The organism is Streptomyces neyagawaensis, from assembly GCF_023516595.1.
Classification (GTDB): Bacteria; Actinomycetota; Actinomycetes; order Streptomycetales; family Streptomycetaceae; genus Streptomyces; species Streptomyces neyagawaensis.
The window spans coordinates 78,794-97,203 of sequence record NZ_JAMGBG010000010.1 but is presented as its reverse complement, the minus strand read 5'-3'; the positions used below and the strand labels follow the sequence as shown (position 1 = coordinate 97,203).

Sequence of the window (18,410 nt, the reverse complement as noted above, 5' to 3'; positions counted from 1 at the left end):
AGGAGTTGACCATGGGGGCGGCACGCACCCTGCGGGTCGGTCGGCGGGGCGTGGAGATCCACCGCCCCGAGAAGGTGCTCTTCCCCGCGGACGGTGGTGGGCAGGGGCAGGGCGGCGGCAAGGAGTACACCAAGGGCGACCTCGTGGCGTACTACCGGGCCGTCGCCCCGTTCATGCTGCCGCATCTGCGCGGGCGTCCGCTGATGCTGGAACGGCACCCGGACGGTCTCGGCGGCCCCACCTTCATGCAGAAGAACACCCCCGACCACTATCCCGACTGGATCGAGCGGGTGGAGGTGGCCAAGGAGGGCGGCACGGTCGTCCACACGGTCTGCGACGACACCGCCACCCTCGTCCACCTCGCCGACCAGGCCTGTGTCACCCTGCACCGCTGGCTCTCCCGGACCGGCCGGATCGACCGGCCCGACCGGATGGTCCTCGACCTCGACCCGGCCGAGGACGACTTCGACCAGGTCCGCCGAGCGGCCCACGATGTCAAGGACCTGCTCGACGAGCTGGGGCTGCCGTCGGCGCCGATGACCACCGGCTCCAAGGGTCTGCACGTCGTCGTGCCGGTGAACGGGCACGACGACTTCGACGCGGTGCGCGACGTCGCCCGGGAGATCGCCGAGGAACTGGTCCGCGCCCATCCCGAGCGGCTCACCACCGCCGTCCGCAAGAAGGACCGGGGAGGGCGCCTCTACCTCGACATCCAGCGCAACGCCTACGCCCAGACCGCGGTCGCCCCCTTCACCGTACGGGCCCGCCCCGGCGCCCCCGTCGCCACACCGATCACCTGGGAGCAGCTCGACGACCCCGCCGTCGACGCGCGCCGCTGGACGATCGAGGACGCCGTCGACCAGGCCCGCACCGACCCCTGGGCCGGGGTGATGCGCAGGGCCCGCGCCCTCGGCCCGGCCCGACGGCGGCTCGGCACGCTGCGCGGTTGAGACCGTACGCACCCGGAAGGTTTGGCCAACGGCCGGAGGGCCACTCGGTGTTCGAGGTGGCCATGTCGAACACATCCAACACGTCCAAGACGCAACGTTCACAGAAAAGTCAGACATCGCAGAAGAGCCAGACATCGCAGAAGGATCAGACAGCACAGGATGCGGACGAACCGGAGGAGGGGCGGGAGTCGTCCGGGTCTTCCCGGCACGAGGAGGTCGAGAGCCGTCCCACCCCCATGCAGGTACTGCGCCACGCGCGGACCCAGCTCGCGGAGCTGACCGGTATGGCGCCCGAGTCCGTGTCGTCCTTCGAACAGACCGAGGACGGCTGGACGTTGGAGGTCGAGGTCCTGGAGGTGGCCAGGGTCCCCGACACCATGAGCCTGCTCGCGAGCTATCAGGTGGAGCTCGACCCGGACGGTGAGCTCACCGGTTACCGGCGCGTCCGCCGCTACGAGCGCGGGAGGGCCGACCCACGCCGTTCCGGCGGCCGCTAGGCCGCCGTCCGGCACCGGCATCACCGGACACCGGCATCACCAGAACACCGGCGTCCCCAGACATCAGCATCCGCAGACAAGCAAGGAGGAACGGCCGGCATGACCGTAGTCCCGGCACAGCAGTCCGGCGGTGGAGGCGGCAGCAGCGGTCTCTACGACGTCCTGGAACTGGTCCTCGACCGAGGACTGGTCATCGACGCCTTCGTACGGGTCTCCCTCGTGGGCATCGAGATTCTGAAGATCGACGTGCGGGTCGTCGTCGCGAGCGTCGACACCTATCTGCGCTTCGCCGAGGCGTGCAACCGGCTCGACCTGGAGGCCGGGCCGCGCAAGGACCCCGGCCTGCCGGACCTCGTCGGTGAGATCACCGAGTCCGGCGCGCGCGGCAAGTCGAAGGGGGCGCTGTCCGGCGCCGCCGAGACGATCTCCGATGCCTTCAAGCAGGCCCGCGACGACGGCCAGACCGAATCGCGGCCCCGGGCCCGCAAGACCACCAGCTCGCGCAAGAGGGAGGAACAGGAGTGAGCACGTACGTCTACGGCATCACGGCCGGCTCGCACACCGCGCTTCCCGAGGGCATGGGCGGGGTCGGTGACCCGCCGCGCCCCGTGCGGATCCTGCGGGAGGGCGAGCTGGCGGCGATCGTCAGCGACGCCCCCGAGGGGCTGCGCCCCAAGCGCAAGGACCTGCTCGCCCACCAGAACGTGCTGAGCGAGGCGGGCGGGGGCGGCTCCGTGCTGCCCATGCGGTTCGGCAGCGTCGCCCAGGACGACGCGGCCGTCACCGGGGTGCTCGCCGAGCGTGCCGAGCACTACCGGGAGCGGCTGGGCGCCCTCGACGGCAAGGTCGAGTACAACGTCAAGGCCAGCCATGACGAGCAGGGCGTGCTGCACCGCGTGATGAGTGAGAACGCCGAGCTGCGTTCGCTGGCGGAGGCCAATCGCAAGGCCGACGGCGGCACCTACGAGGACCGGCTGCGGCTCGGTGAGATGGTCGCCGGCGCGGTGCAGCAGCGGGAGGCCGAGGACGCGGCGGAGCTCCAGCGGGCGCTGGAGGCGGCCGCGACCGCCGTGAGCGTGGGCCCCGAGTCCAGCGGTTGGCTGGCCAACGTCTCGTACCTGGTCGACCGGCAGTCGGCCGAGGTGTTCCTCGCCGCCGTGGAGCAGTTCCGCAAGAGCCATCCGCACATCGAACTGCGGGTCAACGGTCCGCTGCCGCCGTACAGCTTCGTCGAGCCGGGCCCCGTCCGGCACGCGGAGGCGGAGGCGGAGGCGGCGCACTGATCGCGCCACGCGCACGGCGCGGAAGGTCGAAGGAGGCGAGTGCATGGGTCTGATCTCCGAGGTGCTGCTGCTGCCGTTCGCACCGGTGCGCGGCAGCCTCTGGGCGGTGGGACAGGTGCTGGCCGAGGCCGAGCGCCAGTACTACGACCCGGCGGCCGTCCGCGCCGAACTCGCCCGCCTCGAGCAGCGGCTCGACGCGGGCGAGATCGATGAGGAGGAGTTCGACCGCTTGGAGGACGAGCTTCTGGAGCGGCTGGAGATCAGCGCGCGCAGGAGTACGGGAAATGGCGATGGGACGACATGATGAACCGAGTGGGACTGGGCCTCGCTGTCGGGGCCGGATACGTCCTCGGACGTACGAAGAAACTGAAGTTCGCCGTCGCGGTCGGCACCATGGTGGCGGGCAAGCGGCTGAATCTGACGCCGCGGGGCATCGCTGACCTGGTGTCCCAGCAACTGAAGGACAATCCGCAGTTCAAGGAGCTCGGCGACCAGCTGCGCGGTGATCTGCGCGGAGTCGGCAAGGCGGCCACCGGAGCCCTCGTCGAACGCCAGATCGAAGGTCTGGCGGACCGGCTGCACGGGCGCACCTCCCAGGTGCGCGACCAGCTCTCCGGAGCCGCCCCCGAGCGGTCGGACCGCGACGAGGACGACGACGCGTACGAGGACGAGGACGAGCGAGCCGAAGCGTCCTCGGAGGACGACGAGGAGGGCGCCGACGCCCGCTCCGACGCGGACGAGTCCGAGGCCGGCGACGAGGGCGAGGAGCCGGAGCGCGAGCGTCCGGCGAGGAAGACCGCCGCGCGCGCCACCAAGAAGGCCCCCGCGAAGAAGACCGCCGCCCCGGCCGCGCGCAAGGGCACGGCGAAGAAGGCCGCCGCCAAGAAGACGGCCGCCAGGAAGACCACCCCGGCCAAGAAGACCGCCCGCAAGGCCACCAGGTCGCGGGCCACGAGGGGAGGCGGTGGCGATGACTGAGACCCTGGGCGCGGCGACCGGCCGCGCGACGAAAACGGCGAAGGGCACGACCGACACGGCGAAGGGCGCGGCGAACGGCACGCCGCTCTCCGACCTCGCCCACAGCCCCGCCGTCGACCACCTGAAGGAGGAGGCGCGGGAGTTCCTGGCCGCGCAGGCCCAGCGGATGCTGGTCGGCCTCGGCCGCAAGCTCGGCGAGACCACCGGCAAGCTGAACGACATCGCCGACGGCAACAGCCCCGGCTTCGCCAAGCTCGCCCTGGAGGGCGGCCGCAAGATCGCCGAGGGCAAGGGGCCGCTGCGCACCGCCCTGGAGGTGGGCGCGGGCCGGGCCAAGGACAATGTGCTGGGCGCCCTGAAGAACCTCGGCGGCGGCAAGGGCGGCCGCGGGGGCGGGGCGGGCAACAAGCCCACCGTGATCCTGGAGTCCATCGACGTGGGTGTGCCCGTGCGCACCGCGTACGACCGGTGGACCCGCTACCAGGACTTCAGCACCTTCGCCAAGGGCGTCAAGAGCGCCGGCCGGGCCGACGACACCCACTCCGACTGGCAGCTGAAGGTCTTCTGGTCCAACCGCAGCTGGAAGGCCCACACAACCGAACAAGTGCCCGATGATCGGATCACCTGGACGTCGGAGGGCGCCAAGGGCACGACGAAGGGCACGGTCTCCTTCCACGCGCTCGCGGACAACCTCACACGCGTACTCCTGGTGATCGAGTACTACCCGAAGGGGCTGTTCGAGAAGACCGGCAACCTCTGGCGCGCCCAGGGCCGCCGCGCTCGGCTCGACCTCAAACATTTCGCCCGCTTTGTCACTCTTAAGGGTGAAGCGGAGGAAGGCTGGCGCGGGGAGATCCGTGACGGCGAGGTCGTGCGTTCCCACGAGGACGTGGTGGCGGACGAGGAGCGTGAGGAGTCCCGCGACGACGACGAGGCCCGTGACGAGCACGAGGACGCCGAGGACGCCTACGAGGACGACGAGGGCGCCTACGACGACGAGGAGCCCGACGACGAGCCCCGGGACGCCGACGAGGAGACCGACGAGGGCGAGTACGCGGACGACGAGGACGCCGAGGACGCGTACGAGGAGGACCCCGAGGCCCCCGACGAGGCGGAGGACGCGTACGAGGACGACGCCGAGGAGGACAGCGACGAGGAACCGTACGACTATGAGGACGAGGAACAGGGCGCCGTGGGCGGGAGCCGCCGGTGACCTTCCCCAGCCGAGCCCCCGAGCCGTACGGCCAGAGCGGCAGCGCCAACCTCGCCGACATCCTGGAGCGTGTACTGGACAAAGGTCTGGTGATCGCGGGCGACATCCGGATCAACCTGCTCGACATCGAACTGCTCACCATCAAGCTGCGCCTCATCGTCGCCTCCGTCGACAAGGCCAAGGAGATGGGTATCGACTGGTGGGAGACCGACCCGGCCCTGTCGTCGCACGCCCGCCGCGACGAACTCTCCCGAGAGAACGCCGAGTTGCGCGCCCGGCTCGCCGAGCTGGACGACGGCCGTCCCCGGCGTGAGCCGGAGCCGGCCGTCGAGCGCGGCCGTGCCAGAGAGGAGCCCTCATGACCGGACTGCGCTACGTGTACGCCGTGTGCCGGCCCTTCGGCGCGCCGCTCCAGTCCCAGATCACGGGGGTCGGGGGCGCCCCTCCCCGGCTGCTGCGCCACCACGACCTGATCGCCGTCGTCAGCGAGGTGCCCGAGCGGGACTTCGCGGAGCAGCCGCTCCGCGCCCACCTGGAGGACCTCGACTGGCTGACCGAGACCGCCCACGCCCACCAGAACGTGATCGACGCGCTCACCGTGGTCACCACCCCGCTCCCGCTGCGCCTCGGCACCGTCTTTCACGACGACAGCGGCGTACGGGTCATGCTGGAGGCCCGCGAGGAGGGCTTCCTGCGCACCCTGGACCGGCTGTCGGGCCGGGTGGAGTGGGGCGTCAAGGTGTACGCGGAACCGGAGGCCGAGGAGCAGCCCCGGGAGTCGGCGAAGGTCACCAGCGGGCGGGACTATCTGCGGCAGCGGCGGCGCAGCCGGCAGGCCCACGAGGAGATGTGGGAGAAGGCCGACCGGTTCGCCCGCCGACTGCACGAGACCCTCGCGGAATGCGCCGAGGACACCCGGCTGCACGCACCCCAGAATTCCGCCCTCTCCGGAGCGCCCGGCCGCAATGTGCTGAACGCGGCCTACTTGGTGCCGCGCCGGAATTCCGAGGAGTTCGTGGAAATCGTGGACCGCACGAAGAACGAGGAACCCGGATTGCGCGTGGAACTCACCGGACCCTGGGCCGCCTACTCCTTCAGCGGTGAGGAGCCCGGCGAAGGGAACTCCGGTCGTGACATGGATTCCGGTGACATGAGCGGAGAGAATTCGTGACCGTCGTAGAACGCCGGGAGGTGGCCCTCGTCGACCTGCTCGACCGGCTGCTCGCCGGCGGGGTCGTCATCACCGGTGACCTCACCCTGCGCATCGCGGACGTCGACCTCGTCCGTATCGACCTGAACGCGCTCATCAGCTCCGTGAACGCGAACGTGCCCGCACCCTGGGGAGGCAGCGAGTGACCGGCCGCAACCGTCTCGAACTGGAACCCGACACGGTGGAACGCGACCTGGTCAAGCTGGTCCTCACCGTCGTCGAACTGCTCCGTCAGCTCATGGAGCGGCAGGCGGTGCGCCGGTTCGACACGGGGGAGCTGACCGAGGAGCAGGAGGAGCGCATCGGGCTCACCCTGATGCTGCTGGACGACCGGATGACCGAGCTGCGCGAGCGCTACGGCCTGCGGCCCGAGGACCTCAATCTGGACCTCGGGCCGCTCGGACCGCTGCTCCCCAGGGACTGAGGGACTGAGCCCGCTCTTCGGCGGTTTCGTCCTGCCCGGTCCCCGGGGAGTTCCTTCACCACCTGTACCAGCGGCCCCTGCCCCCGCCGGCGGTCGTGCCGCGCAGCAGGAATCCGAGGAGCCACAGGACCAGGACGGCCAGTGCGATGTACCAGAGAACCTCAACCGCGAATCCGGCACCGAAAAGGATCAGCACCAGCAGCAGTACCAGCAGGATGGGAACCATTTCGCGAACCTCCTGAGGGCCCGGGTCTCCAGAATTCCAGGAGTCAGGCCTGCTTACGGCAGAGAATTTCGCCGTGCAGTACGGCGAACCAGCCGTCCTCCTGTCGCCCCCATTCCCGCCAGGCGGCCTCGATCGTCCGCAGCCGCTCCTCGGTGGCGTGACCGCCCTCGGTGGCCCGCTCGGCGTACGCGGAGGCGACCGTGCGGTCCGCCCACAGCCCGCTCCACCAGGCCCGCTCCTCGGCGGTGGAGTACGTCCACGTGGAGGAGGTGGCCGTGATGTCGGTGAGTCCGGCCCGCAGGGCCCAGGACTTCAGCCGGCGCCCGGCGTCCGGCTCGCCGCCGTTCGCCCGGGCCACCCTCCGGTACAGGTCCAGCCAGTCGTCCATGCCCGCCGACTCCGGGAACCAGGTCATCGCCGCGTAGTCCGAGTCGCGGACCGCGATCAGACCGCCGGGCCTCGTCACCCGCGCCATCTCGCGCAGCGCCTGCACCGGGTCGCCGACGTGCTGGAGCACCTGGTGGGCGTGGACCACGCAGAAGGTGTCGTCCGGGTGGTCCAGCGCGTGGACGTCGGCGACCGCGAAGTCCACGTTGGTCAGGCCCCGTTCGGCGGCCGTGGCCCGCGCCTGCTCCAGAATGCCGGGGGCGTGGTCGACGCCGGTGACGTGGCCGTCCGGGACCAGGGCGGCGAGGTCCGCGGTGATGGTGCCGGGGCCGCACCCGATGTCCAGGACCTTCATGTGCGGCTTCAGCGAACCGAGGAGGTACGCCGCCGAGTTGGCGGCCGTCCGCCAGGTGTGCGACCGCAGTACCGACTCATGGTGCCCGTGCGTGTAGACGGCGGTCTCCCGTGCTTTCGACATGGCCGTTCCCCTTCTCCAGGTCCTGGGGGAACCGTACGCGCCTGTGCCGAATGTTGAGACCGCCGTCTTGAATGCTGGACGTTGAGTGAACGGCCGGGGTCAGCCGAGGGGCCGGTAGACCGTGAGCGCCTCTGGGAGCTTCTGCAGCGTCAGATCGCCGTGCACCTCGGTGACCTCACCGTCGTACGCCAGCGGGGTGCCCGGTGTGACGCCCTCGATGCGGAGCCGGTTCACCCGGACCGCGGCGTGTGCGGGGGAGCGGGTCAGCGGGCCGGCGAGGGCCGCCGCCAGCAGCCGCAGCGCCGGCCGGCGCCCGCCGTGCACCACACGGACGTCGAACAGCCCGTCGGCGAGGTCGAAACGGTGACCGGGGGCCAGGCCCAGCCGGTGGTACGTGCCGTTGCCCGCGAACAGCAGCCAGATCGGGCGCGGCCGGCCCTGGAACGTGGCCTGGAGCGGGTGCCGGTCGGAGCGCAGGACACGCACCGCCGCGATCACCCCGGCCGGCCAGCCGCCGAAGATCCGCTCCCAGCGCTCGCGCTCCCGCACCAGCTCCGGGTACACGCCCACGCTGAACGTGTTGACGAAATGGCCCTCCGTCTCACCGGACCGGAAGTGGCCCACGTCCACCCGGACGGCCTCGCCCCGGCGCAGGGCGCGGCCGAGGTCGCGGACGTCCTCCACGCCGAGGTCCTGCGCGAAGTGGTTGAACGTGCCGCCGGGCAGGACGGCCAGGGGCAGGCCGTGGCGCAGGGCGACCTCGGCGGCGGCGTTCACCGTGCCGTCGCCGCCGCACACACCGAGGACCCGGGCGTGGGTGGCCGCCTTCTCCAACTCGGCGCGCAGGTCCTCCGGTTCGCACTCCACCGTCTGGGCGCCGGGGAGGGCGTCCCGCAGGGCGCGTACCCGGTCGGCGGTACCGGAGGCGGTGTTGGCGACCATGACCAGGCCCTCGCCGTCCGGCAGCGCGGGCGCGTCCGCGCGGGGGCGGCCGGGGGGCGCGAGCTGGTCGCGGGTCGGCACCATGCCCCGGACGGCGTAGGCGGCGCCCACCCCGAACGCGGCGCCGGCCAGGACGTCACTCGGGAAGTGCACGCCCGTGTACACGCGGGACAGCGCGACGGCGGTCGCGAGCGGGGCGACCACCGCGCCCCAGCCACGGGACTCCAGCGCGACGCCGGTCGCGAAGGCGGCGGCGGAGGCCGAGTGGCCCGACGGGAACGACGTCGTGATCGGTTGGCGCTTCAGTTGGCGCATGACGGGGACGTTGTCCAGGACCGGGCGGGGGCGGCGCACGGTGCGCTTGCCGAGGGTGTTGATCGTCGCCGAGGCGAGGGCGAGGGAGGCCACACCGCGGGCGGCGGCCCGGCGGGCCCTCGGGCTGCGGGTCGCGGCGATCACGGCCGCCGTGGCGAACCAGAGGACGCCGTGGTTGGCGGCGCGGCTCAGCCTCGGCAGCATGGGGTGGGCGCCCGGCCAGTCGCGGGTCGCCACCGCGTTGAAGAGGCGGCTGTCCGCGGCGAGAAAACGATCCCGGAGAATGTGGTGGCCCGGCGGGCGGACGGTGAGGTCGACGTCTGCGGTCATGAGTCCACGGGTACCCCATGGTGCGGCAACCGTGTCAGCCGGGGGTGCGGTCGGGCCATAGGCCGCCGCTGAGGCCCTGCGCGACGGCGCCCTGCCCGCCCTCCACCGGCCCGCGCCGCCCCGCCCTCCGGGCCGAGGCGGACCGAGCGGGGCGGGGACGCGGCCGTGGAGGCAGGGCAGCCCGTGGCGGGTCGGGGGAGCGCGGCCCTGTCGCGGCTGGGGGGAGCGCGCATCCGCGTCCGTGCCCGTCCACGACCGGGTGGGGAGCGCACGCCCGCCCGCGGCGCCGGGCTCAGGCGGGGGTGCCCTCGAGTCACCGGCTCCCCCCGGAGGCCGAGTCGGACCCGACCGGGGCGCGGGCGCGGCCTTCGGAGGCCCGGTCGCCGGTGGCGGGGCGGGGAGCGCGGCCCTGTAGCGGCTGGCGGAGCGCGTACGCAGGTCCCCGGCCGGGCGTGCGGGGAGCACCCGCTGGTTCGTGGTCGGGGTGCCGGGCGGTTCCGGGCTCGTGGCCAGGGCGGAGGCACCCTCGGGCCCCGGCCCGCCGGAGCCAGAGGCGGACGGACCAGGGCGCGGGCGCGGCCTTCGGAGGCCCGGTCGCCGGTGGCGGGGCGGGGGGCGCGGCCCTGTAGCGGCTGGCGGAGCGCGTACGCAGGTCCCCGGCCGGGCGTGCGGGGAGCACCCGCCGGTCCGCGGTCGGGGTGCCGGGCGGTTCCGGGCTCGTGGCCAGGGCGGAGGTACCCTCGGGTCGCGGCCCGCCGGAGCCAGAGGCGGACGGACCGGGGCGCGGGCGCGGCCTTCGGAGGCCCGGTCGCCGGTGGCGGGTCGGGGGGCGCGGCCCTGTTGGGGCCGGGGGAGCGCGTACGCAGGTCCCCGGCCGGGCGTGAGCGGAGCACCCGCCGGTCCGCGGCCGGGGCGCCGGGCGGTCCCCCGCCGGGGCGCGGGGCGTCGGTGGCGGTGTGGCTTATCGGTTTGCTTCCGGGTTCGCGGGGCTCGGAGAATGCGCCCCATGGGATATCTCGAAGCGGCGCATCTGGAGTACTACCTTCCTGACGGGAGGGCCTTGCTCGGCGATGTGTCGTTCCGGGTGGGGGAGGGGGCCGTGGTCGCCCTCGTGGGTCCCAACGGCGCCGGGAAGACCACGCTGCTGCGGTTGGTCTCCGGGGAGCTGAAGCCACACGGGGGATCGGTCACCGTGACCGGCGGGCTCGGCGTGATGCGCCAGTTCGTGGGCTCCGTGCGCGACGAGACGACCGTCCGGGACCTGCTCGTGTCCGTGGCGCAGCCCGGCATCAGGGAGGCCGCCCGCGCCGTCGACGCGGCCGAGCACGGGATCATGACCGTCGACGACGAGGCGGCCCAGCTCGCCTATGCCCAGGCCCTCTCCGACTGGGCCGAGGTCCGCGGCTACGAGGCCGAGACCCTCTGGGACATCTGCACCACCGCCGCGCTCGGCATGCCGTACGAGAAGGCGCAGTGGCGGCAGGTGCGGACCCTGTCCGGCGGCGAGCAGAAGCGGCTCGTGCTGGAGGCGCTGCTGCGCGGCACCGACGAGGTACTCCTTCTCGACGAGCCCGACAACTACCTCGACGTCCCCGGCAAGCGCTGGCTGGAGGAGCGGCTCGCGGAGACCCGCAAGACCGTCCTGTTCGTCTCCCACGACCGGGAGCTGCTCGCCCGCGCCGCCCAGAAGATCGTGAGCGTGGAACCGGGCCCCGCGGGCGCCGACGCCTGGGTACACGGCGGCGGGTTCGACACGTACCACGAGGCCCGTCGGCAGCGGTTCGAGCGGTTCGAGGAACTGCGCCGCCGCTGGGACGAGAAGCACGCCCAGCTGAAGAAGCTCGTGCTGACACTCCGACAGGCCGCCGCGGTCAGCCATGAGATGGCCTCGCGGTACGCCGCCGCCCAGACCCGGCTGCGCAAGTTCGAGGAGGCCGGGCCGCCGCCCGAGCCGCCGCGCGAGCAGGACATCACCATGCGCCTCAAGGGCGGCCGCACCGGCGTACGGGCCGTGACCTGCGCCGGGCTCGAACTGACGGGGCTGATGAAACCCTTCGACCTGGAGGTCTTCTACGGCGAGCGGGTCGCCGTCCTCGGCTCCAACGGCTCCGGCAAGTCGCACTTCCTGCGGCTGCTCGCCGGTGAGGACGTGGCCCACTCGGGCCAGTGGAAGCTCGGCGCCAGGGTCGTCCCCGGGCACTTCGCGCAGACACACGCCCATCCGGAGCTGGAGGGGCGGACCCTGCTCGACATCCTGTGGAAGGAGCACGCGCAGGACCGGGGCGCCGCCATGTCACGGCTGCGCCGCTACGAGCTGACCAGACAGGCCGAGCAGCCCTTCGACCGGCTCTCCGGCGGCCAGCAGGCCCGCTTCCAGATCCTCCTCCTGGAACTCCAGGGAGTCACCGCCCTGCTCCTCGACGAGCCGACCGACAACCTCGACCTGGAGTCGGCGGAGGCCCTCCAGGAGGGCCTGGAGGCCTTCGAGGGCACGGTGCTCGCGGTCACCCACGACCGTTGGTTCGCCCGTTCGTTCGACCGCTATCTCGTCTTCGGCTCCGACGGCCGGGTACGGGAGACCCCGGAGCCGGTCTGGGACGAGCGCCGGGTGGAACGCGCCCGCTAGGACGCGCCCACTGTGGTCCGTCGCCCGTGCCACCGTCGTCCGCGCGTGGCGTCGTCCGTGCGTGGCGGGTCGCCCGGTCAACGGTGCGTGGTGACCGCCGCGCACCGCTGACCGGCCGGGGTCACGTCCAGCGCAGCAGCGCGCCCAGGCCGCCGACCGGGATCCCGGCGTCCGCGGCCTCGGGCGCCGGTGTCACGGACATCGCCGGGGCGCCGGTGGCCACCGCGGACCGCAGCAGGGCGTCGTCGGCCCTCGCCGACCGGGCGCGGTCCTCGGCAAGCCCCAGCGTCCGCAGCTCCGTACGGCGTACGGCCAGCTGGTCGGGATCCTCGCCGACCCACACCGCGCGATGCGTGTCGGGCCCCTCGGCGCGGACGAGCAGCTCGTCGATCCGGTGCTCCCGCGCCGCCTCCACCAGGTCGGCCACATCCTCCACGGCCCCCCGGCGCCCCTCGGCGTCCGGGCCGCGCGCCGCGAGGAACCGTTCGACCTCGTCGGCGGCCAGCCGGCGGACGTGCTCGGCGCGGATCCGCGCCACGTCCTCGTCCAGCAGCCTGCTGCCCGCCCCGTGCGGGGCCTCGACCACCCGGTCCAGCAGCCGCTGCGGCAGCCGGTCCCGCACGGCGTGCCGCTCGCGGTCCTCACCCACGAGGATCAGCAGATCTGCGCGGGCGTCCTCCTGGCACACGGCGAGCGCGTCGGCGACCTCCGCCGCGTTGTGCTCCCAGGTGTTCTCCACCCGCAGCTGGAAGTGCCGCTCCGACCAGTCGACCGTGCTCGTCCGGTGCACCGGCCACTGCCGCCCGACCACCGCCCCGGCGTCCTCCCCGCCGAGGGCGTCGCGCAGCTCGAAGCGGGCGCCCCGCCGGTCCACGTACGCCACCACGCACACCGGGTCCTCCCCGGCCAGGTCCAGCAGCGGCGCCGCACGCGGCAGCGGAGCCCAGAAGGCCTGATTGGCCGGTGGCGGCGCGGCCAGCGGCGGGTCCAGGACCACCCGGCCGTCACGGGCGAACAGCGCCCGGCCGTGCGGCTCGGCGTCGTGCCGCAGCTCCTCCACCGCCTGGTGCACGGCCCGGCAGGTCGCCTCGTCCGCCCCCTGCTCGGCGAGCTCGTGGGAGACGGCGGCCGCCGTCAGGGACCGCTCGTGGGCCATGGACTCCGTGGGCGCGGACGTACCGACGTACACGGAGGCCCAGGGACCGGGATGTTCGTACAGTGGATGGAGAAACGCGAGATCCATGGCTCCCTCCCGGATGCCGCTCGGGGTAACGCTTGCCGGGCGGGTACCCGGACCTCATGGAGGAACACGAAGATCGGGGTACCACCATGACCGGAGTGCACCCGGACCAGCTGGACGACCAGCAGTTGATGAAGGAGCTGGAGTCGATCCACCGGACGCGGCACGACACGCTGCTGCACGGATCGTCCGAAGCGCTGCGCACCCACAACGAGCGGATGGCGCAACTGGAGGGCGAGTACCTGCGCCGCCACCCGCGCCGCCCGGTGGTCTCCGGGCGCACACGTGAGGGCGCGCGGGACCGAGGACCGGGGCCGTCATGACACGTACGACGTCCGACCCGGCCGGCGACGCGTCCGGCTCGGCGGAGCCCCCTCCGCTGCTCGCCCTGCACGCCGAGGCCCAGGACCTCTTCGGTGACCGGGTGCACGCCGTCCGCGACGACCAGTGGGGCGCGGGAACCCCGTGCGCCGAGTGGACGGTCCGCGACCTCGTCAACCACCTCGTCTCCGAACAGCTGTGGGTGCCGCCGCTGGTCCGGGACAGCTGCATGATCGAGGAGGTCGGCGACACGTTCGACGGGGATCTGCTGGGGCCCGACCCGGCCACGTCCTGGGACACGGCGGCCCGCTCCGCGCGGGAGGCGTTCACCGCGCCGGGAGCGCTCGAACGCACCGTCCACCTGTCGTACGGCGACACCCCGGCCACCGCGTACTGCGCGCAGATGATCGCGGACCTCGTCGTCCACACCTGGGACCTGTCCCGCGCGATCGGCGCGGACGAGCGGCTCCCCGAGAAACTCGTGACGTTCACGACGCAGGAGATCGCCCCCTACGCGGGGGACCTGGAGAAGAGCGGGCTGTTCGCGGCCCCCGTGGAGCCGCCGGCGGACGCCGACGCCCAGACCGCGCTGCTGTGCCTGCTCGGCCGCCGACCGTAGGGCGACGAGGGCGACGAGGGCGACGAGCAGGGGGCGCCCGCACAGCTGTGCGGGCGCCCCCTGTGTGGTGCCGGACTCAGACACCGGCCGTCTGGAAGACGTCGAGGAAGGCCTCGCAGAACGCCTTCAGGTCGTCGGGCTTGCGGCTGGTGATCAGCTTGTTGGGCCCGTGGTCGCAGACCCGCACCTGTTCGTCGACCCATTCGCCGCCCGCGTTGCGGATGTCCGTGCGCAGGCTGGGCCACGAGGTGAGGACCCGGCCTTGGACCACGCCCGCCTCGACCAGCGTCCACGGCGCGTGACAGATCGCGGCGACCGGCCGGCCCCGCTCGAAGAACTCCCGCACGAAAGAGACGGCCTTCTCGTCCATCCGCAGGAAGTCCGGATTGGCCACCCCGCCGGGCAGCACCAGCGCGTCGAACGACTCGGCGGGCACCTCGCCCACCACCTCGTCCACGGCGAACGTGTCCGCCTTGTCCAGGTGGTTGAACGCCTGGACGCGGCCCGGCCGCGTCGACACCAGCACCGGCTCGTGACCGGCGTCCTTCGCCGCCTTCCAGGGCTCGGTCAGTTCGATCTGCTCCACACCCTCCGGTGCGGTCAGGAATGCGATACGCATATGCGTTCGGTCTCCTTTCTCCTCGGACGTCGCGGGTCAGACGGGGTTCCCGCCCGGCCAGCCGTCCGGTTCGGCGCGGCTGATGTCGGCGAGCGCCGAGTCAGGGTCCTGGGCCACGGCCAGATCGCCGAGGCTCACCATGCCCACCGGGTGCCCGTCCGCCAGGACCGGAAGCCGCCGTATCGCGTGGTCGCGCATGAGCGCGACGGCCGTGGACAGCGCGTCGTCCGGCCCGATCACCACGGGGTTCGGGGTGCACACGGCCTGGGCGCTCACCGTCAGCGGGTCCACGCCGTCGGCGACGGCCCGCAGGGTGATGTCACGATCGGTCAGCACCCCGACGAGCTGCTCGTCCACGGTGACCAGGACGTCCCCGACGTCCTGCGCGCGCATCAGCTGCGCCGCTTCCACGAGTGAGGCGTCCGGGCGGACCGTCACGACGCCCGGCGTCATGACGTCCCTGACGAAATCAGCCATGCTGGTCTGCCTCTCCTAGCTGCTCCCGGGGTGCGGGGCACGCCCGCGTGGGTGGGACGAGGCCCGCAGTACCCGTGAGCGGGGCGGCCATGCACCCCGTCGTGTGTCCATTCCGTGCCCGTCCGGTCACCTCTTCCCGTCGCTGTCCCGGGTGCCGACCACGGCCTCCGCGAGCTGGTGCACGGAGTCGTAGCGGGCCTTCCTCGGCAGCCGCTCCACGGGCTCGACGAGGCTGTCCGGGGCGTGCTTGTCGCGCAGGACGCGGATCAGCTCGCCGGGCCCCGCCGGGAACGAGGTGCGGCCCAGAACACGGGCCAGCTCCAGGCGCAGTGTCTCCACCCGGGCGGGTGCGCGGCTCGGTGTCACCGGTCCGTGGGCGACCTCCGGGTCGTCCTCGGCGTACGGCTCCGGGTCGTGCCACTCCTCCGTCCGCGTGGGGTGCCCGGATCGGAGCAGCCCCTGAAGTTCGTGCTTCATCTCGTCGTCGCGGTGGACGTTCAGGCGGTCGCTGCCTCGCTGCATAAGCCCCTCCATGGTGGGTGTGGCCCACGCGTACCCGAGGGCCCGGCGTCGACACGGGCGTTCCGGGGGCGGCCGGTTCCGTTCCTCGTGCCGGGGTTCCGCTTGCCGCCCGGGTTTGGCCGTCCATGCAGGGGAGACCCGCCCTGACACCCCCCACCGCACATTCCCTGGGGAAGGACCGGGCCCATGGCGGTGATCGCTGTGATCATTCCGATGCTGATGCTCTGCGCCGTTCTGGCGCTGGGCCGCTACGAGGAGGTGCTGCTACCACCCGTCGAGGACCCCGAGCCCGACCCGGTGGTACCCGCCCCCTGACGGCCCCCCCCCGACGGCCGCCGGGCTGGGCGAAAGCGGCCTAGCCCGGCTTCTTGATGCAGGTCGGCGCCTCCCGTGCTCCCTGATCCGGCGGCGGGGCGCGAGCGAGGAAACCCGGCGGCGGGGCGCGAGCGAGGAAACCCGGCGGCGGGGCGCGAGCGAGGAAACCCGGCGGCGGGGGTCCTGCGGGTCACCGACGAGCTCGGTTACCGCCCCGACGGCCCCGCCCGCCTGCCCGCGCCCGACCGCGGCCGCCCGCTCGGCGTGCGTGACGGCCTGGTCGGCGCTCGCGACCGGCCGTCCCCGGATGTCGACCTGTCTCATCGTGGCGTGGGTCATGTGCCTGCTCGCGGCTGGTGCGTTGACTAGCAGGGATCAGTAGACTGATGATGTAATCAGTTATGCGGGGATGGTCAGAGAATGGGTCTCGTTCCGCTTGCCTGCCATCCGCCCCACCCTGAGGAAGGCGCCATGAGCCAGAAAGACCTGCACGCGAAGTTCCAGGAGTTCCCCGCCGCCGTCCGCGAGAAGGTGGACGCCGCGCTGTCGGACGCGAAGATCGCTCTCAAGCTCAAGGCCGCCGAGGTGCTGGCCGACAAGGCGGAGATGGCCGAACACGCGGTCACCACCGCCGGCCGGATCGGCGCCAAGAGCGGCGAGGTGTCCGAGCTGACGACGATCCTGCCGCTGAAGCCGAACGGCGCCGAGCGGCTGCGGAAGTTCTTCCACCTGGTCGGCGGGAACCTGGCGGGCGCAGGCCAGGTCGGCACGCTGCACAACATGCGCTTCGTGTTCCTCGACAACGACACCAAGCTGCTTTTCGCGACCGCCTTCGACGGCGAGTGGGACCCCTACATCGACGACTTCGCGACCAAGATCCCCGAGTTCATGGACTACCTGTTCAGCAACGTCGAGGGCTGGCCCGGCATCACCTCGCCGGACGTGAAGGACTTCATCGTCAAGCACCAGCTCCCGGCGGAGGCGTGGTTCGTCGCCCACCCGGGCCTCACCGTCGCGGAAGGCCACCGGCTCAAGCGGCAGGAGGCCGCCGTGCAGCGGTTCCTCGCCGACCTCAACTGAAGGCGGGCGCACCATGCCTTCCCCGCTGTTCCGGCGGTTGCGCCGCCCGCCCACCCTGGATCTCGACGACATCCAGGCGACGCTGCTGCGGGCCCGGCCCGAGCCCTACTTCGGCACCCACGCGATCCTGGAGATCACCGAACCGGCCGCGGGCAGGGAACTGCTGCGCCGGCTGGCCCCGCGGGTGACATCGGCGGCCCGCTGGGACGAGCCGCAGCCGTCCTGGCTGGCTGTCGCGATCAGCTACCAAGGACTGGTCGCGCTGGGCCTGCCGGAGACGTCACTGGCCTCCTTCCCCGCCAACTTCCGTGCCGGGATGGCCGCCCGCGCCGAACGGCTGCGCGACACCGGCCTGAACGCGCCGGAGCGCTGGGAGTTCCCGTTCGGCACGCCGCGCGTGCATGTCGCCGTCACGGTCTACGCCGCGAGCGAGGACGACTGGCGGGCGGAAGTCGCCGCCTACGAGAAGGAGTTGGGCGAGGTCCCGGGTGTGCGGCTGCTGTCGCACCAGGACTTCGCGGCCGACGGGTTCAACGTCTTCGGCTACCGGGACGGCTTCAGCCAGCCGGTGGTCGAGGGCAGCGGTGCCGAACCGCTGCCCGGCGACGGACGGCCCATCAAGGCCGGTGAGTTCGTCCTCGGCTACCCGAGCGAGACCGGTGTGCCGCTGCCCGTACCGGCTCCGGATGTCCTGGGCCGCAACGGCACGTACGTCGTCTTCCGCAAGTACCACTCCCACGTCGCGGTCTTCAACAAGTGGCTGCACGACAACGCCTCCACCGAGGCCGAGCGCGAGCTGCTGGCCGCCAAGCTGGTCGGCCGCTGGCGCAGCGGCGCACCCCTGGCCCTGGCCCCGGAGCGCGACAACGCCGCGATCGGCGAGGACCCGAACCGGATCAACGACTTCGACTACTCCGCCGACCCGCGCGGACTGCGCACCCCGCTCGGCTCCCACATCCGCCGGATGAACCCGCGCGACACCAAGCTGACGGTCCTCACCGACGTCAACATCCGCCGGATCATCCGACGCGGCACCTCCTACGGCACCCCTCTGCCCCCGGACCGGCTCAAGGACGACGGCACACCGCGCGGCCTGGACTTCATCGCCCTCGGCGCCCGCGCGATCGACAACGTGGAGTTCCTGCAGAGCGAGTGGATCGGCTCCGGCAACTTCATGGGCCTGGGCAAGGAGAAGGACCCGCTGATCTCGCTCCAGGACAAGGGCGCCTACTTCACCGTGCCGGGGACTCCGCCCCGCCGGGTGCAGAACATCCAGTCCTTCAACACCCTCCTCGGCGGCGAGTACTTCTTCATGCCGAGCCTGTCCGCCATCCGCTGGCTCGGCAGCAACTGACCCC

General features: G+C 72.4%; 24 protein-coding genes. 17 read left to right on the top strand and 7 right to left on the bottom strand.

The genetic code is table 11. The features are described 5' to 3' along the window. Window positions 1–11: 11 nt before the first annotated feature. From ligD to M8J73_RS05420, 11 genes are all read left to right on the top strand, one after another. On the top strand, window positions 12–950 hold the full coding sequence (ligD, locus tag M8J73_RS05470) for a non-homologous end-joining DNA ligase (RefSeq protein WP_055539035.1): 939 nt from the start codon (window positions 12–14) through the stop codon (window positions 948–950). 62 nt (window positions 951–1,012) lie between these two features. Further along, the gene (locus M8J73_RS05465; RefSeq protein ID WP_079054867.1) at window positions 1,013–1,447 is read left to right on the top strand and encodes a gas vesicle protein GvpO; all 435 of its coding nucleotides are present in this window, start codon (window positions 1,013–1,015) and stop codon (window positions 1,445–1,447) included. A gap of 99 nt (window positions 1,448–1,546) precedes the next feature. Further along, the gene (locus M8J73_RS05460; RefSeq protein ID WP_055512029.1) at window positions 1,547–1,972 is read left to right on the top strand and encodes a gas vesicle structural protein GvpA; all 426 of its coding nucleotides are present in this window, start codon (window positions 1,547–1,549) and stop codon (window positions 1,970–1,972) included. Beyond that, window positions 1,969–2,730 carry a GvpL/GvpF family gas vesicle protein gene (locus M8J73_RS05455; RefSeq protein ID WP_055539033.1) on the top strand — a complete coding sequence of 254 codons (762 nt, stop codon included), beginning with the start codon at window positions 1,969–1,971 and terminating at the stop codon, window positions 2,728–2,730. Before M8J73_RS05460 ends, M8J73_RS05455 begins: the two co-directional genes overlap by 4 nt. Before the next feature lie 43 nt (window positions 2,731–2,773). Beyond that, on the top strand, window positions 2,774–3,034 hold the full coding sequence (locus tag M8J73_RS05450; RefSeq protein WP_055539032.1) for a gas vesicle protein GvpG: 261 nt from the start codon (window positions 2,774–2,776) through the stop codon (window positions 3,032–3,034). Further along, window positions 3,034–3,708, top strand: coding sequence for a hypothetical protein (locus M8J73_RS05445; protein WP_055539031.1), 675 nt, complete (start codon window positions 3,034–3,036; stop codon window positions 3,706–3,708). Before M8J73_RS05450 ends, M8J73_RS05445 begins: the two co-directional genes overlap by 1 nt. Then, the gene (locus M8J73_RS05440; protein WP_055539040.1) at window positions 3,701–4,921 is read left to right on the top strand and encodes an SRPBCC family protein; all 1,221 of its coding nucleotides are present in this window, start codon (window positions 3,701–3,703) and stop codon (window positions 4,919–4,921) included. Before M8J73_RS05445 ends, M8J73_RS05440 begins: the two co-directional genes overlap by 8 nt. After that, the gene (locus M8J73_RS05435) at window positions 4,918–5,283 is read left to right on the top strand and encodes a gas vesicle protein (RefSeq protein ID WP_055539030.1); all 366 of its coding nucleotides are present in this window, start codon (window positions 4,918–4,920) and stop codon (window positions 5,281–5,283) included. The genes M8J73_RS05440 and M8J73_RS05435 overlap by 4 nt, the downstream gene beginning before the upstream one ends. After that, window positions 5,280–6,092 (top strand): GvpL/GvpF family gas vesicle protein, encoded by an 813-nt coding sequence (locus M8J73_RS05430; RefSeq protein WP_055539029.1) that lies wholly within the window; start codon window positions 5,280–5,282, stop codon window positions 6,090–6,092. The genes M8J73_RS05435 and M8J73_RS05430 overlap by 4 nt, the downstream gene beginning before the upstream one ends. Then, window positions 6,089–6,277 (top strand): gas vesicle protein, encoded by a 189-nt coding sequence (locus M8J73_RS05425; RefSeq protein WP_055539028.1) that lies wholly within the window; start codon window positions 6,089–6,091, stop codon window positions 6,275–6,277. Before M8J73_RS05430 ends, M8J73_RS05425 begins: the two co-directional genes overlap by 4 nt. After that, on the top strand, window positions 6,274–6,555 hold the full coding sequence (locus M8J73_RS05420; protein ID WP_055539027.1) for a gas vesicle protein K: 282 nt from the start codon (window positions 6,274–6,276) through the stop codon (window positions 6,553–6,555). Before M8J73_RS05425 ends, M8J73_RS05420 begins: the two co-directional genes overlap by 4 nt. A gap of 55 nt (window positions 6,556–6,610) precedes the next feature. Here M8J73_RS05420 and M8J73_RS05415 read toward each other — a convergent pair whose 3' ends face one another. From M8J73_RS05415 to M8J73_RS05405, 3 genes are all read right to left on the bottom strand, one after another. Beyond that, window positions 6,611–6,781 (bottom strand): hypothetical protein, encoded by a 171-nt coding sequence (locus M8J73_RS05415; protein WP_055539026.1) that lies wholly within the window; start codon window positions 6,779–6,781, stop codon window positions 6,611–6,613. A gap of 43 nt (window positions 6,782–6,824) precedes the next feature. After that, on the bottom strand, window positions 6,825–7,646 hold the full coding sequence (locus M8J73_RS05410) for a class I SAM-dependent methyltransferase (protein WP_055539025.1): 822 nt from the start codon (window positions 7,644–7,646) through the stop codon (window positions 6,825–6,827). Window positions 7,647–7,745: 99 nt separating this feature from the next. Beyond that, a complete protein-coding gene (locus M8J73_RS05405) occupies window positions 7,746–9,233 on the bottom strand; it encodes a bifunctional phosphatase PAP2/diacylglycerol kinase family protein (RefSeq protein ID WP_249828305.1) in 1,488 nt (495 codons plus the stop codon). Window positions 9,234–10,239: 1,006 nt separating this feature from the next. On the opposite strand from M8J73_RS05405, the gene M8J73_RS05400 reads away from it, so the two are divergent. After that, the gene (locus M8J73_RS05400; RefSeq protein ID WP_055538366.1) at window positions 10,240–11,859 is read left to right on the top strand and encodes an ABC-F family ATP-binding cassette domain-containing protein; all 1,620 of its coding nucleotides are present in this window, start codon (window positions 10,240–10,242) and stop codon (window positions 11,857–11,859) included. A gap of 121 nt (window positions 11,860–11,980) precedes the next feature. Here M8J73_RS05400 and M8J73_RS05395 read toward each other — a convergent pair whose 3' ends face one another. Next, entirely contained in the window at window positions 11,981–13,102 is a 1,122-nt protein-coding gene (locus M8J73_RS05395; RefSeq protein WP_055538367.1) for a baeRF2 domain-containing protein, read from the bottom strand. 86 nt (window positions 13,103–13,188) lie between these two features. Between M8J73_RS05395 and M8J73_RS05390 the strand changes: the two genes are divergently transcribed. Together M8J73_RS05390 and M8J73_RS05385 are read left to right on the top strand one after the other, a co-directional pair. Next, window positions 13,189–13,422 carry a DUF6158 family protein gene (locus tag M8J73_RS05390; RefSeq protein ID WP_079054787.1) on the top strand — a complete coding sequence of 78 codons (234 nt, stop codon included), beginning with the start codon at window positions 13,189–13,191 and terminating at the stop codon, window positions 13,420–13,422. Further along, entirely contained in the window at window positions 13,419–14,039 is a 621-nt protein-coding gene (locus tag M8J73_RS05385) for a TIGR03086 family metal-binding protein (protein WP_055538369.1), read from the top strand. The genes M8J73_RS05390 and M8J73_RS05385 overlap by 4 nt, the downstream gene beginning before the upstream one ends. A gap of 76 nt (window positions 14,040–14,115) precedes the next feature. Here the strand turns inward: M8J73_RS05385 and M8J73_RS05380 are convergent, their stop codons facing one another. From M8J73_RS05380 to M8J73_RS05370, 3 genes are all read right to left on the bottom strand, one after another. After that, window positions 14,116–14,658 (bottom strand): type 1 glutamine amidotransferase domain-containing protein, encoded by a 543-nt coding sequence (locus M8J73_RS05380; RefSeq protein ID WP_055538370.1) that lies wholly within the window; start codon window positions 14,656–14,658, stop codon window positions 14,116–14,118. Between the two features lie 36 nt (window positions 14,659–14,694). Further along, window positions 14,695–15,135, bottom strand: a complete 441-nt coding sequence (locus M8J73_RS05375) for a CBS domain-containing protein (RefSeq protein WP_249828304.1) — start codon at window positions 15,133–15,135, stop codon at window positions 14,695–14,697. Between the two features lie 126 nt (window positions 15,136–15,261). After that, window positions 15,262–15,657 carry a DUF2795 domain-containing protein gene (locus tag M8J73_RS05370; protein WP_249828303.1) on the bottom strand — a complete coding sequence of 132 codons (396 nt, stop codon included), beginning with the start codon at window positions 15,655–15,657 and terminating at the stop codon, window positions 15,262–15,264. A gap of 186 nt (window positions 15,658–15,843) precedes the next feature. Here M8J73_RS05370 and M8J73_RS44695 point away from each other — a divergent pair, with 186 nt between their 5' ends. The 3 genes from M8J73_RS44695 to M8J73_RS05355 all read left to right on the top strand — a co-directional run bounded on the left by M8J73_RS44695 (window position 15,844) and on the right by M8J73_RS05355 (window position 18,406). Next, a complete protein-coding gene (locus M8J73_RS44695) occupies window positions 15,844–15,972 on the top strand; it encodes a hypothetical protein (RefSeq protein WP_274757586.1) in 129 nt (42 codons plus the stop codon). 471 nt (window positions 15,973–16,443) lie between these two features. Beyond that, complete coding sequence (locus tag M8J73_RS05360) at window positions 16,444–17,052, top strand: hypothetical protein (RefSeq protein WP_055539588.1); 609 nt, start codon at window positions 16,444–16,446, stop codon at window positions 17,050–17,052. Between the two features lie 13 nt (window positions 17,053–17,065). Further along, window positions 17,066–18,406 carry a Dyp-type peroxidase gene (locus tag M8J73_RS05355; RefSeq protein WP_055539587.1) on the top strand — a complete coding sequence of 447 codons (1,341 nt, stop codon included), beginning with the start codon at window positions 17,066–17,068 and terminating at the stop codon, window positions 18,404–18,406. The last annotated feature ends 4 nt before the right edge of the window (window positions 18,407–18,410 follow it).